We start from the raw sequence: 13,449 nt of genomic DNA on the forward strand, positions 1-13,449 counted from the left end.
CGTGACGACGGGGAACGCGCGCCGGACCGTCGTCGGGCTCACCGTGGGCGCCCTCGTCGTCGGGGTGGTCGTGGTGGCGGGCGTGTGGGTCTACCGCAGCATCGAGCCCTTCATCCCGGGTCGTGACGGCTGCACCGCGGAGGTCGACGGCACGACGGTCGACCTCGACCCCGAGCAGGCCGAGAACGCGGCGCTGATCACCGCGATCGCGGTCCAGCGGGGCATGCCCGCGCGGGCCGCGTCGATCGCCCTGGCGACGGCGTACCAGGAGTCGAAGATCCGCAACATCACGTACGGCGACCGCGACTCGCTCGGGCTCTTCCAGCAGCGGCCCTCCCAGGGCTGGGGCACGGAGGAGCAGGTGATGGATCCCTTCTACGCCACCAACGCCTTCTACGACGGCCTGGAGGAGGTGGAGGGCTACCAGGACCTCCGCATCACCGAGGCGGCCCAGCAGGTGCAGCGCTCGGGGTTCCCCGAGGCCTACGAGGACCACGCCGCCGACGCCCGCGTGCTCGCCTCGTCGCTCACCGGGTGGTCGCCGGGCTCGTTCACGTGCCGGGTCGACACCGACGTGCGGCTCACGGAGGCCAGCGACGAGCTCGACGAGACGGGCCTCACCGAGCGGGCGGCGATCGTGCGCACGGAGCTCGCGGCGGCGTACGGCGAGCTGTCCCTCGGCGGCTTCGCCCCGGGCGGGGTCGACAGCGGCCACCAGGAGGGGTCGGCCCACTACGAGGGCCGCGCCCTCGACGTGTTCACGCGGCCGGTGACCGACGAGACCCAGCGCACCGGCTGGTCGATCGCGCACTACCTCGTGGCGCACGCGGAGCGGCTCGACGTCGCCACCGTCATCTACGACGGGATGATCTGGACGGCGCGCCGCTCCGGCCAGGGCTGGCGCACCTACGAGGTCGACACCGCGGGTCGCGACGCCGAGACCGCCGCGATCCTCGAGCACCGGGACCACGTGCACGTCGACGTGTTCTGACGCCGGGGGCGGCCAGGGGCACGGGGCGGGCGACGGGGCGGGGACGCCAGGTCCAGACCTGCGCAAGAGTCCCTCAAGTCCCTTCTCCCCCACCGCGTGCGGGACGACCATGGACGGGAACAGTTGCACCCTCCACGGAACGGGCCCGGATGAAGACCGACCTGCACGACGCAGCGACACGGGCCCTCCGGGCCCCGTCGCTGCACGGCGGCATCGTCGACGCCATCCCCGACGCGATCGTCGTCACCGACGACGCCGGTCGGATCGTGCTCACCAACCCCCATGCCACCGCGGTCTTCGGCTGGACGGCGGCGGAGCTGTTCGGCCAGCCGGTCGAGCTGCTCATGCCGCCCCGTTTCCGCGCCCACCACCCCGCGCTCCGCGAGGGGTACGACGGGAGCCGGATGGACCTGCTCGAGCTCAGCGGGGTGCGCAGGGACGGCACCGAGTTCCCCGCCGAGATCTCGCTGGCCACGATCGAGGACGCCGGCCAGCGCTGGGTCTGCGCGACCATCCGCGACATCACGGAGCGCAAGCGCTCGGAGGAGCGGTTCCGCCAGCTCGTCGACGCCTCCCCCGACCCGCTCGTCATCACCGACGCCGCGGGCGTCGTCGTGCTCGCCAATCACCAGGCCCTCGCCGTGTTCGGCTACGCCGTCGACGACCTGATAGGTCAGCCCGCCGAGATCCTCGTGCCGACGCGCTACCGCGCAGGCCGCGACCCGCGCCCGGTCTTCGCCGCCGACCCCGACCGGCGGCCGACGGGCTCGGTGCGCGAGCTGCACGCCGTCCGCAGCGACGGCACCGAGATGCCGGTGGAGATCTCCCTCGCCCCGCTCGTGACGGACGACGAGGTGCTGCTGTCGGCGTCGATCCGCGACCTCACCGAGCGCCACCGGATCCAGAGCCAGGTCGACCAGGTGCGCGAGGACCTCGTGGCGACGGTGTCGCACGAGATGCGCACGCCGCTCACGTCGATCATCGGCTACCTCGAGCTCGTGCTCGACATGGAGGACGACCTCACGCCGACCGCCGCCGAGATGCTCACGGTCGTGCAGAACAACGCCCACCGCGAGCTGGCCCTGGTCAACGACCTGCTCACGGTGGCCTCGGTGGGCGACGAGGGGCCGGGCGAGGAGCTGGTCTCGCTGCCGGCGATCGTGGAGGCCGCGCTGGCCGTCTCGGGCCCGAACGCGACGAGCCGCGACGTCGTCGTCCTGCCCCGCCTCGACGGCGGGCTCGCCCCGGTGCGCGGTCGCGCCCACCGGCTGCGCCAGGTGGTCGACAACCTCGTCTCGAACGCCCTGAAGTTCACCCCGGCCGGCGGCACCGTCACGGTCACCTGCACCGACCTCGACGGACGCGCCTGCCTCTCGGTCACCGACACCGGCGTCGGCATGGAGGCCGACGAGCTGCCGGTGATCTTCGAGCGGCTCTACCGCACGCCGTCGGCGGTCAGCTCGTGCACGCCCGGTGCGGGCATCGGTCTCTCGATCGTCCGCGCGATCACGCAGGCGCACGGCGGCACGGTCGAGGTGCGGAGCACACCCGACGCGGGCAGCACCTTCCGGGTGCTGCTGCCGTACGCGAGCTGACCGCGGGCCGTCCCCGGCCGTCTCCGAGTCGTCCCGGGTGGGCCGGACGGGTCAGACCGCGGCGGCGAGACGCTCGGCGGCCGCGGCGACGCGCTCGTCGGTCGCGGTGAACGCGACCCGCACGTGCCGGCTCCCGGCCGCGCCGTAGAAGGCGCCGGGCGCCACGAGGATGCCGCGCTCCGCGAGCCAGTCGACGGTGGCCCAGCAGTCGTCGTCACGGGTGGCCCAGAGGTAGAGCGACGCCTCGGAGTGGTCGACGCGGAACCCGGCGGACTCCAGTGCGGCGCGCAGGCGGGTGCGGCGGGCGGCGTACCGGGCGTGCTGCTCCTCGACGTGCGCGTCGTCGTCCAGCGCCGCCGCCATGGCGGCCTGCACCGGCGCGGGCACGATGAGGCCGAGGTTCTTGCGCACGGCGAGCAGCTCGGCCACCACGGTCGGGTCACCGGCGACGAAGGCCGCCCGGTAGCCCGCGAGGTTCGACCGCTTGGAGAGCGAGTGGACCGTCAGCAGGCCCTCGTGGCTGCCGCCGCAGACGTCGGGGTGGAGCACGGAGACCGGACGACGCTCGTCGTCCCAGGCGCACTCGAGGTAGCACTCGTCGGAGACGAGCAGCGTGCCCCGGTCGCGGCACCAGTCGACGACCTTGCGGAGGTGGTCGACGCCGAGCACGCGGCCCGACGGGTTGGAGGGCGAGTTCAGCCAGAGCAGCGACGGGCGCTCCGGGCCGATCGCGGTGAGCGAGTCCGTCGCGAGGGTGCGGGCGCCGACGAGGGCGGCCCCCACCTCGTACGTCGGGTAGGCGATCTCCGGCAGCACCACGAGGTCACCGGCACCGACGCCCAGGTGCAGCGGCAGCGCGGCGATGAGCTCCTTCGAGCCGACCGAGGGCAGCACGCCGTCGAGACCCAGGCCCGTGACGCCGAAGCGGCGCTCGAGCCAGTCGGCGGCGGCCTGGCGGACCCGGGGCGTGCCGATCGTCGTCGGGTAGCCCGGGGCGTCGGCCGCGGCGGCCAGCGCCTCCTGCACGACGACGGGGGTGGGGTCGACCGGCGTGCCGATCGAGAGGTCGACCACCCCGCCGGCGTGGGCGCGGGCCCTCGCGGCGTACGACGTCAGCTGGTCCCACGGGAAGTCGGGCAGTCGCCCGGAGACGGCCGGCCGCGACGTGGCGGGGCTCACTCCTGGTTCTGGGGCGGCAGGCCGGCCACGAACGGGTGGTCCGCCTCGATGACGCCCATCTTCGCGGCGCCGCCGGGCGAGCCGAGGTCGTCGAAGAAGTTCACGTTGGCGGCGTAGTAGTCCTTCCACTCCTCCGGCGTGTCGTCCTCGTAGTAGATGGCCTCCACGGGGCAGACCGGCTCGCACGCGCCGCAGTCGACGCACTCGTCGGGGTGGATGTAGAGCATCCGCTTGCCCTCGTAGATGCAGTCGACCGGACATTCGTCGACGCACGCGCGGTCCTTGACGTCCACACACGGCTGGGCGACGACGTAGGTCATCTGGTGGTCCTCCTGGAACTGACAGCGGGGCTGCACACGAACATGGGATCGAGCTTCTGGGTCGTCTCCCGCCCGGGGGCCGGAGACGCGGTCGCCGCGCTGGGCGCGACCGACCCAGCCTAGTATCCGCACGATGGTGCCTCCGGACGAAACCCAGGATGTGGGCTTGCACGCACTGGGCCCCCACGTGGTGGGTGCCCGGGTCGTCGTCCGGCGCCTGGTGCCGGGGCGCACCGGTCCGACGGGCGGGCCCGCGATGACCGACGTGCTCGGCGTGGCCGAGGCCTGGGCGCCCCTGCTCGTCGTACGACGCGAGGACGGGACGGCCGTCGAGATCCCCCACGACCTCATCGTCTCGGGCAAGCCCGTGCCGCCGCGCCCGTCGCCGCGCTTCCGGGTCTCGGCCGCGGAGGTGCAGGCGCGCGTGCGGGCGATGTGGGCGGGCGACCACTCCGGCGAGACCGGCAGCGAGACCGGCGCCCTGGGCGACTGGGTCCTGCAGGCCACGGGCGACGGCCTGCGGCGGCGCACGAACTCGGCCCTGGCGATCGGCGACGCCGGCGTGCCGGACCCGGCCGCGGCGGTCGCCGACTGGTACGCCGCCCGCGGCCGTCGACCGCTCGCCCAGGTGGTCGTGGGCTCCGACGAGGAGGCCCTGCTGCGCGACGCGGGCTGGCAGGCGCCCACCGACCGCCCCGAGGAGGGCGACGGGCACGTGCACCTGCAGCTGGCGTCGCTCGCGCAGGTACGACGCACGCTCACCCGCCTGCGCCGCGCACGGCCCCCGGTGGTGCCGGCGGGCGCGGGCGACCCGCGGGTCGAGGCCGTCGAGCGCGACGGGACGACGCTGGTGCTCGCGGAGGTCGTGGGACCCGACGGCGAGGTCGCGAGCGCCCGGGCCGCGCTGCGCGACGGCTGGGTGGGTCTGCGCGACGTCCGCGTCGCGGCGCCGTACCGGCGCCAGGGCCTGGCCCGGCTGGTGCTCGACGAGGCCCTCGAGGTCGCCGCCGAGCAGGGCGTCGCCACGGCGTACCTGGAGGTGCTCGGCGTCAACCGGCCCGCCCTGGCCCTCTACGAGGGGCTGGGGTTCGGCACGCACCACACCTACGGCTACCTGACGCCGGGCTGAGGCCGCGGCGCGCAGGCCGCGGAGCTCCGGACCGGAGCGTCAGCCCTCGGTCGGCGGCACCGCGTCGGCGGGGGGCGCCGGGTCGGCCGGCGGGTCGGGCGTCGGCGCGGGGGCCGGCTCCGGCGAGCGGCACACGACGGAGTCGGACGGCGTGTAGGTCGTGCTGAAGACCTCGCGGCGCACCTCCTCGCCGGTGTCGGCCCGGTTGAAGATGCGCGTGACGTCGACGTCGAAGCCGCCGTAGCCCGTGTGGGCCTCGCAGTCCGACGTCGTCAGCGTGCGCGTCTGCGGCGACGTGAAGTTGTAGCGGTCCGACGTCGTCGACTCGATGTCCCAGATCTTGGTCGACCACATGCGCACCGTGATCGAGCCCTGGCTGCCGGGGCTGCTGGGGTCGTGGATCGTCTGGATGAGCACGCCGTGGTCGGTGTCGTTCTGGAAGCGCAGGTCGAGAGCGCCCCACACCACGGTCGCCTCGCGGCCGACCGGGTAGCGGTCGATGTAGAACGAGTGCGGACGGTGCTCGACGTCCTTGAGGCCCGCGAAGAACATGCCGTTGAAGAGCGTGGTCGCCATCTGCGAGACACCGCCGCCGAGGTCCTGGCGCAGGATGCCGTCGCTGATGATGTAGCCCTCGGTGAACCCGTTCTCGCGGGTGCGCTCGCCGACGGTGTCGTTGAACGAGAACGTCTCGCCCGGGAGCAGCAGCGAGCCGTTGATCAGCTCCGCGGCGCGGCCGATGTTCGTGTTGCGGTAGGCGGCGTGCGGGTAGTTGGTCGTGAACTCGCCGACCTCCTCGACGATGCCGAGCGCCTCGGCCTCCTCGGTGGTGAAGTCGGGCTCGGCGACGACGGCCTCGACGGCGCCCTGACGGCTGCCGTCGGGCGCGGTGACGAGGGTGTCGAAGACGGCGGTGATCGCCTCGGGCGTGTAGTCGACGCCGGGCTGCGCGGGCACGACGACCGGCGCGCCGTCCTGGATGACGACGGTGGCGTCGACCGGGCGACCCGGGTCGCCGACGAGGTCGTCGACGATGGCCTTGAGCGCGGCACCGTCGACCGTGCCGACGAGCGCACCGCCCTCGGGGGCCATGCTCAGCGCGGCCCCGAACACGGCGGGCTCGAGCGTCACGGGCGTGCCGTCGAAGTCGAGGACGACCGGCGCGGAGACCGCGGGGTCGGCGAAGTCGGCACGCGCGGCGGCGACGGCCTCGGCGTCGATCTCCGGGGCCACGTCCTCCAGCGTGAGCTCGAGCGTGGCGTCGTCACCGACGAGGGCGGCCTCGAGCGCCGTACGCGCGGCGTCGCGGTCGAAGCCACGGCCGACGCTCGGCTCCGTGACGACGACCTGGCCGTCGGCGAACGCGATCGCGCCCTCGACGGGCGGTGCGCCGGCCGAGGTCTCGAGGTCCGTCAGGAACTCGTCGTAGGCGGCGTCGTCGGACTCCACGACCGGGGCGAGGTCGTCGCCGCCGGTGAAGTAGGTCCAGAGCCGCTCGGGGCTCCAGCTGCGGCGACCGCCGGCGTCGGCGACCGACGCCTCGTAGTCGACGGCCAGCCCGACGGTGGCCGGGTCGAGCTCGCCCGCGTCCTCGCCGTCGACCTGCACCGAGAGGGTGCGGCCGAGGCGGTCGGCGAGTCCGTCCTCCAGGGTCGAGGCGGCCTCGGACTGGCTCTGGCCGCCGATGTCCACCCCCGCCACGGTGGTGCCGCGGGGCACCTTGTCGCCGGCGACGAGGTACGCCGCGACGTACAGGCCCCCGACGAACAAGGCCACACCGAGGACGGCGAGGAGGACGATGCGACCGCCCTTCCTCTCCGGACCGGGGTCGGTGGTGCCCGGGAGCACCGACGCGTTGGCTTCGTTCACGCCGGTCATCCTAGGGACTGCCGCCTGCTGCGCAGAGTCGGCGCCGACGGCTCACCCCATCAGGTGGCGTCGTCACCGGCCGGTCGGCGGCCGCCGGAGGGCCGCTGGTCGCCCGCGAGGGCGACCACGCCCGCCACCGCGACGACCATCGCCAGGCCCAGCACGGCGTACCCCCGCAGGTTCTGCCCGAGCGCGTAGTCGCCCTCGGGTCGGCCGACCGCGGCGAGCACCACGGGCACCACCCAGCCCAGTGCGTACGGCGACCGCGTCCACCGCCGGGGCGGCAGCGCGGTCAGCGTCGCGACCGTGGCGGCGGCCGCCAGCACGACCCCCCACCAGTGACCGCCGGCCACGACGGCCGAGAAGCCGGTGAGCGCACCGGCCACCGCGAGGCCGAGGCCGGCCAGGGAACGACGGGCGGGGGTGCTCCACCAGGCGCCGGTCAGGACCGCCGGCACGGCCGTGGCGGCCCGGGGGCCGTCGGGGTCGGCGCTCACAGCCCCGCGAAGAGGTCCGTCTCGAGACCGTCGGCGTCGGTCGGGCCCTGCACACCCTTGGCCAGTCGGAAGTACTCGATGCCCCAGATGCTGTTGCCGAGGTTGTTGGAGAGCGCGAAGAACGGACCGTCCACGGTGATCTGGGTGGCGTGCGCCTTCATCGCCTCCATCTTCGCGTCGGCGAAGTCGCTGGCGTCGATGCGGCAGGAGAGGTCCTCGTCGGGCGACCCCATCGGCATGGGCCCCTCGGGGTCCATGCCCTCGAAGGTGGTCGTGTCGCCGGCGGCGCGCAGCCTGCGCAGGCCTTCACGCAGCTGGGTGGCCGACATGGCGCCCCAGTAGACCTTCGCGACGTCCCACGCCTCGCCCAGGTCGCGGCGGTAGGACGGCACGGCCGCGAGGGCCATCGCGTACGTCGCCACGCGGTGCGCCTGGATGTGGTCGGGGTGGCCGTAGCCGCCGAACTGGTCGTAGGTGACGAGCACCTGCGGCCGGACCTCGCGGATGACCGCCACCAGGTGGTCGGCCGCCTCGGTGAGGTCGGCGTTCGCGAAGGCCCGCTCGTCGGTCTCGTCGGCCGCGATCGCGTGGCCGTCGGCGTGCCACTTCATGCCGGAGTCGCGGTAGGTGCCGAAGCCGCCGAGGTAGCGGTGGTCGGTGACGCCCAGGAGGCGCATCGCCTCGGCCAGCTCGCCCCGGCGGTGCTCGCCGAGCGCGTCGTCCTTGTCGGCGGCCAGGTGCTCGAGCTCGGGCACCAGCACCTCGCCCATCTCGCCGCCCGTGCAGGTCACGAGGGTGACGCCGCGGCCGTCGGCCACGTAGCGGGCCATCGTGGCGCCCTGACCGATGGTCTCGTCGTCGGGGTGCGCGTGGACGAGCAGGAGCCGCTGCGCGGGTGCGTCGGTCATGGGATGGAGCGTAGTCCGGCGCGCCGTACGCCGGTCAGGGGCCGGTCGGGATGGTCGGGGTGGTCGGGGGCGGTCGGGCCGGCCCGGGCGGTGGGTGCCGGTCAGGGCCGCTCGGGGCGCTTGATGCGCTTCGGCGCCGTCGGGAGGTTGAGCGGCGGCAGGACGAGCGGCGCCGCCGCCGACCCCTCCTCGACGTCGAGCCACCCGTCGTACGCGTCGAGCAGCAGCTCGAGCGCCGCCGCCGGGGCGTCGGTGACGACCGCCCAGGGGTGGTCCTCGTCGTCGTCCTCGCCCGCGAGCCGCTCCCGCACGACCTGCGCGTCGAACCCGTCGCGGCGCAGGCGCTCCGCCGCCGCCCGCGCGTCGTCCGCCTCGAAGAAGATGCCTCGCACGGGGTCCATTCTGGGGTGTGGGGGTGTGCGCGCACACCGCGACCGCGTGGCGCGGGTCGCGGTGTCAGCGCCCCGTCCGCCCTGTCGCTGACACCGCGGCGCGAGGCGCCCGACCGGTTGCGGTGTGCGCGCCCCATTCACCCTGTCGCTGACACCGCAACGGGAGACACCTCACGGGTCGCGGTGTCAGCGCCCCATTCACCCTGTCGCTCACACCGCGGCGAGAGCCGACTCCGGCTCAGGCCGCCGACAGACCGACCGTCGGGACGCCGAGCGCGACCAGGTCCGCGGCCAGGGCCTCCGGCTCGACCCGGACCTCGTACGACGTGCAGCCGACGACGACGCGACCAGGTGCGACGAGACCGCGATGGCGGCGCTTGTCGGCCGTCCACTCCCGCGCGTCCATGTGGAACGCGCCGTCGATCTCGAGCACCAGCACGGTGCCGTCGGGCAGGTCCCACTCGGCGTCGGTCCAGCGACGGACGCCGCGGGCGTCCGTCCGGGCGCGCTGCCGCACAGGTGGCTGGAGACCCGCTGCGCGGCACATCCGGAGGACGTCCACCTCGGTCACCGAGTGGGAGCCGCCGGCGATGTCCTCGAGCGCGTCGGCCAGCATCCGCCGCCGCGGCAACGCGGGCAGCTGGCCGAGGAAGGCCTGCAACCGGTCGGCGGTGGTCAGCCGCTGCTGCACGCAGGCGGCCACGACGCCGACCGCTGTGCGGGGGTGGGTGCTGTACGCCGCCAGCAGGAGCGCGGCGGGCTCGACGTCGAGCACCAGGTGACCGTCCCGCCTCCTCGACCAGTCGACGAAGGGACGGCGCGACCGGAAGTAGCTCACGTCGGGCACGTCGAGATGGCGTTCGACGCTCACGATCACCGTCACGGTCTCCGCCTCCCACCCGCGCAGTCCGTGCTCGGCGAGGGCGGACCGTCCGGCGAGGGCGGCCGGACCCCGCGGGTGCAGCAGCCCGATCCAGCGCAGCTGAGCCGCCGACGGAGGCCCGGTCGTCGTACTGATGACCTCGGTGGAGCGCTCGACCCAGCGCTCGTCGAGGAGGCGGCGTCGTACGACGTCACGATGGACGCCGAGGTGCGCCAGCTGACGCCTCGACACGGCTCCGTGCTGACGGTCGGCCAGGGCAGCGACGTCACGATCGCGCTCGGAACGTGCCCGGCGACGAGCAGCGAGGACGTCGTCCGGGATCCGGCGGGGCGGATGGGCTGCGGGGGTCGGGGCGTGCGAGGGGTTCTGTTCCATGGCGTCTGACTACCCAGATCCCCAGGTGGGCCGGACCGTTGTCCACAGGCCCGCCACCACGCCGGTCGCGGTGTCAGCGACAGGCCGGACGGGGCGCCCACACCGCAACCGGAGCAACCCCGAGAGCCGCGGTGTCAGCGACAGGCCGGACGGGGCGCCCACACCGCAACCGGAGCAACCCCGAGAGCCGCGGTGTCAGCGACAGGCCGGACGGGGCGCCCACACCGCAACCCGCGCGGACGCCGGGTGGCACCTACCGCGAACCCCAGCCCCCTCACCCACCCAGCACCCCGCGCAGCTCGGCGAGGAAGGGGCGGTCGGGGTCGAGCCAGTCGAGGTCGTCGAGCTCGTCCGCGCCCACCCACCGCAGGAGGTCGTGCTCGGTCGCCACGGGCTCCCCCGCGACGAGCCGCACCACCGCGGCGCGCAGCACGAGCCCGGGTCGGACCTCCACCTCCCCCGCGAGCCACGACTCCACGACGACCTCGCAGCCCAGCTCCTCCGCGACCTCGCGCACCAGGGCGGCGGCGGGCGGCTCCCCCGGCTCGACCTTGCCGCCGGGCAGCTCCCAGCGTCCGGCGGCGGCGGGGGGCGCCGTACGGCGGGCCGCCAGCACGGTGCCGTCCCTCACGACCGCGGCGGCGACGACGACGCGCGGTGAGCCCATGCGCCCATGCTCGCACCCGTGTCCGGCGGGGCCCGGGACGTACCGTGGCGAGGATGAGCAGTCCCGAGCAGCCCCTGTTCCTCCTCCGCTCCGCCTCGCGCGCCGCCGAGATCGGGGTGCTGGCGCAGCGGTACGGCGGCAGCCCCGGCCTCGGGGCGCTGCTCGCCGACCTGCCCCGCCACGCCCACCGCACGCTGGTGCCGCGCCTGGTCGGCAGCCGCGTCGCCGCCGCGTGGGGCTGGGACGCCGCGGACCGGCGTACGACGCAGTGGTGGCCGCAGGGCATCACGACCGTCTCCGACGCCGTCGCCCTCGGGGAGCGTCCCGCCGGGCTCGGGGACCGCCGGATCGTGGTCGCGACCTGGTACGCCAAGGAGGTCCCCGGTCCGGACGGCCCGGCGAAGCACGGCGTGCGCCTCAGCTTCCTCGACCTCGACGCCCGCCGCTACCGCCACGTGCTGCTCGTGAAGCCCGTGACCCGCGACGACGGCGAGGTCGGGTTCGACCCGGTGCACGCCCACGCCGGCGGCATCGTGTGGTCGGGGTCGTGGCTGCACGTCGCGGCCACCGGCAAGGGCTTCGTGTCGGCCCACCTCGACGACCTGGTCCGGCTGCCGGAGGCACCGCAGCCCGGGCACGGCGACAGCTTCGGCCACCGCTGGGTGCTGCCGACCCGGGTCGACCACCGTGCGGGGGTCGACAAGGACGCCGCCGGCACCGACGCCGTCCCCCGGCTGCGCTACTCGTTCCTCGGCCTCGACCGCACGAGCACCCCGCCCGCGCTGCTCGTCGGCGAGTACGGACGCGGCACGGCCACCACCCGCCTCGCCCGGTTCGCGCTCGGCCCCGACGGACTGCCGGCCGGCACCCCGGACACGCCCCGGCTGACCCGCCCCACCACGGTCGTCGACACCGGGGTCCGCGGGATGCAGGGCATCGCCTCCGTCGACGGAGCCCTGCACGCGACGACGTCGCACGGACCCTGGGGCCCCGGCAGCCTGTACGACGCCGCGCCCGGCGCCGACGGGGCGGCGGGCACGCTCGCGCCCACGCGCCGCGCGATGCCGATGGGCCCGGAGGACCTCACCTGGTGGCCGGAGTCGGGCCGGCTCTGGACCGTCACCGAGCACCCGCGCCGCCGCTGGGTGGTCGCGCTGCGACCGTCCTAGGCCTGCGGCCGCGGCACCCGCGCCAGCTGGCGGGCCTGGGCCACCAGGCGACCCGCGGAGTCCCAGACCTCGCAGTCCTCCTCGAAGAACCCGCCGGCGACGTTGCGCGTGAGCTGCCGCAGCCGCAGCCACCCGGGCGCCGGAAGGGCTCGCACGTGGGCGGTGAGCTGCACCGTCGGCGCCCACCCGGGCCGGCCGAGGTCGAACGTGACGGGCGGCATCGCATCGCAGGCCAGCAGCAGCGAGAGCGTGTCGGGCTCGCGGTCGGGCAGGCGCAGCCAGCCGCGCAGCTCGCCGACGCCCGAGGGGCGACCTGCCGCCCAGCCCGCGCAGGCCGGGTCGAGCCGCAGGTCGAACCGGTCCATCAGGGGCGCGCGGCGCCGTACCTCGTCGGGCGCCTGGGCGAGGCCCACGCACTCCTCGACCGGGGGCAGCACGGGCGGCTCGGCCGTCGTCGCGACCTCGTCGGTGAGGTTGGTCGCGAGGTCGGCGAACGTGGCGAGCGCGGTCAGCTTGAGGCTGCCGCCCTGGCTGACCTCGGCCGCGACGGTGGCGAGGCCGCCGCGACGCAGCACGCGCGTGGTGACCTCGGCGGCGCCGGCGACCGACGCCCCGACGTAGGTGGCCGCGACGGTCACCGGGTCCGGGCGGTCGGGCACGGCACGGCGCACCGCCCGGCCCACCAGGGCCAGCAGGAAGCCGCCGTTGATGCCGCCGCCGACCGACCAGCCGCCGGGCAGCTCCGCGCCGAACCGGCGTACGTCGACCACGGCCGCGGCCGTCGCGTCGAGCTCGGCGCCGGGATGGTCGAGACCGTCGAGGGCCGTGAGCGCGAGGTCGCGGTCGAGCTCGCTCGGGACCTCGACGTGCTCCGCGGTCACTGCGGAGCGCGGTCGGGCGGGAACCCGCCCGTGGCGATGGGGCCCCAGCCGGTGACCGTGATGCGGATCAGCGACTTGCCCTGGGCGCGCATCGCGGCGCGGTACTCCTCCCAGTCGGAGTGCTCGCCGGCGATGCAGCGGAAGTACTCCACCAGGCCGTCCTCGGCCTCCTGGCTCGGCATGTCGAGCACCTCGGCGGTGCCGTCGAGCTGCACCCACGGGCCGTCCCACTCGTCGGACTGCACCATGACCGACACGGCCGGGTTGCGGCGCAGGTTCACGGCCTTGGCGCGGTCGGGGTACGTCGACACGACGACCTGGCCGTCGGCGCTGACCCCGCCGGTCACCGGCGAGAGCTGCGGGCGTCCGTCGGCCCGCGTGGTGAGGAGCGTGAAGCGGTGGCGCGGGCGCACGAACTCGAGGAGCTCGTCGCGCCCGACCCGGTCGGCGGTGGCGATGTTGGGCATGGACCCGACCCTACGTGCGGTGGACGAGACCGATCTCTCGTGCACGAATCGGCATCCGGACCACCCGCCCACTAGACTCGCCGGGGCCTCGCAGAGGCCTCAAGCCCCTCAACGGAAGTGACGTCGT

The 13,449-nt window shown here is 74.9% G+C and carries 14 protein-coding genes; 4 read left to right on the forward strand and 10 right to left on the reverse strand.

The features are described from left to right. Position 1 precedes the first annotated feature (1 nt). Positions 2-991 (forward strand): VldE C-terminal domain-containing protein, encoded by a 990-nt coding sequence (locus K329_RS24935; RefSeq protein ID WP_157571582.1) that lies wholly within the window; start codon positions 2-4, stop codon positions 989-991. Between the two features lie 149 nt (positions 992-1,140). After that, positions 1,141-2,586 carry a PAS domain-containing sensor histidine kinase gene (locus tag K329_RS24940; RefSeq protein WP_052336399.1) on the forward strand — a complete coding sequence of 482 codons (1,446 nt, stop codon included), beginning with the start codon at positions 1,141-1,143 and terminating at the stop codon, positions 2,584-2,586. 51 nt (positions 2,587-2,637) lie between these two features. Here the strand turns inward: K329_RS24940 and dapC are convergent, their stop codons facing one another. Both dapC and fdxA read right to left on the reverse strand, forming a co-directional pair. Then, positions 2,638-3,765 (reverse strand): succinyldiaminopimelate transaminase, encoded by a 1,128-nt coding sequence (dapC, locus tag K329_RS0105915; protein ID WP_028472323.1) that lies wholly within the window; start codon positions 3,763-3,765, stop codon positions 2,638-2,640. Then, positions 3,762-4,085 (reverse strand): ferredoxin, encoded by a 324-nt coding sequence (fdxA, locus tag K329_RS31215; RefSeq protein ID WP_028472324.1) that lies wholly within the window; start codon positions 4,083-4,085, stop codon positions 3,762-3,764. The genes dapC and fdxA overlap by 4 nt, the downstream gene beginning before the upstream one ends. Before the next feature lie 166 nt (positions 4,086-4,251). Here fdxA and K329_RS0105930 point away from each other — a divergent pair, with 166 nt between their 5' ends. Then, positions 4,252-5,214 carry a GNAT family N-acetyltransferase gene (locus tag K329_RS0105930; protein ID WP_157571583.1) on the forward strand — a complete coding sequence of 321 codons (963 nt, stop codon included), beginning with the start codon at positions 4,252-4,254 and terminating at the stop codon, positions 5,212-5,214. A 39-nt stretch (positions 5,215-5,253) separates the two neighbouring features. Here K329_RS0105930 and K329_RS0105935 read toward each other — a convergent pair whose 3' ends face one another. The 6 genes from K329_RS0105935 to K329_RS0105960 form a co-directional block, all read right to left on the reverse strand. Next, positions 5,254-7,083: a VanW family protein gene (locus tag K329_RS0105935; RefSeq protein ID WP_052336400.1), complete on the reverse strand. Its 1,830-nt coding sequence runs from the start codon at positions 7,081-7,083 to the stop codon at positions 5,254-5,256. 59 nt (positions 7,084-7,142) lie between these two features. After that, the gene (locus K329_RS29380; protein ID WP_052336401.1) at positions 7,143-7,580 is read right to left on the reverse strand and encodes a DUF6113 family protein; all 438 of its coding nucleotides are present in this window, start codon (positions 7,578-7,580) and stop codon (positions 7,143-7,145) included. After that, on the reverse strand, positions 7,577-8,488 hold the full coding sequence (gene mshB, locus K329_RS0105945) for an N-acetyl-1-D-myo-inositol-2-amino-2-deoxy-alpha-D-glucopyranoside deacetylase (protein ID WP_028472327.1): 912 nt from the start codon (positions 8,486-8,488) through the stop codon (positions 7,577-7,579). Before mshB ends, K329_RS29380 begins: the two co-directional genes overlap by 4 nt. A gap of 101 nt (positions 8,489-8,589) precedes the next feature. After that, complete coding sequence (locus K329_RS24950; RefSeq protein ID WP_157571584.1) at positions 8,590-8,880, reverse strand: hypothetical protein; 291 nt, start codon at positions 8,878-8,880, stop codon at positions 8,590-8,592. A 238-nt stretch (positions 8,881-9,118) separates the two neighbouring features. Beyond that, entirely contained in the window at positions 9,119-9,994 is an 876-nt protein-coding gene (locus K329_RS0105955; RefSeq protein ID WP_052336402.1) for a hypothetical protein, read from the reverse strand. Between the two features lie 418 nt (positions 9,995-10,412). Then, positions 10,413-10,805, reverse strand: coding sequence for an NUDIX domain-containing protein (locus tag K329_RS0105960; RefSeq protein WP_028472329.1), 393 nt, complete (start codon positions 10,803-10,805; stop codon positions 10,413-10,415). A 53-nt stretch (positions 10,806-10,858) separates the two neighbouring features. Here K329_RS0105960 and K329_RS0105965 point away from each other — a divergent pair, with 53 nt between their 5' ends. Next, positions 10,859-11,974 (forward strand): hypothetical protein, encoded by a 1,116-nt coding sequence (locus K329_RS0105965; protein WP_028472330.1) that lies wholly within the window; start codon positions 10,859-10,861, stop codon positions 11,972-11,974. On the opposite strand, the gene K329_RS24955 is transcribed toward K329_RS0105965, so the two are convergent. Further along, positions 11,971-12,855: a thioesterase family protein gene (locus K329_RS24955; RefSeq protein WP_043642060.1), complete on the reverse strand. Its 885-nt coding sequence runs from the start codon at positions 12,853-12,855 to the stop codon at positions 11,971-11,973. The two genes, K329_RS0105965 and K329_RS24955, sit on opposite strands and share 4 nt — an antisense overlap. Next, the gene (locus K329_RS0105975; protein WP_028472331.1) at positions 12,852-13,322 is read right to left on the reverse strand and encodes a PPOX class F420-dependent oxidoreductase; all 471 of its coding nucleotides are present in this window, start codon (positions 13,320-13,322) and stop codon (positions 12,852-12,854) included. Before K329_RS0105975 ends, K329_RS24955 begins: the two co-directional genes overlap by 4 nt. Between the last annotated feature and the right edge of the window lie 127 nt (positions 13,323-13,449).

This window comes from Nocardioides alkalitolerans DSM 16699, from assembly GCF_000426525.1.
GTDB classification, from domain to species: Bacteria; Actinomycetota; Actinomycetes; order Propionibacteriales; family Nocardioidaceae; genus Nocardioides; species Nocardioides alkalitolerans.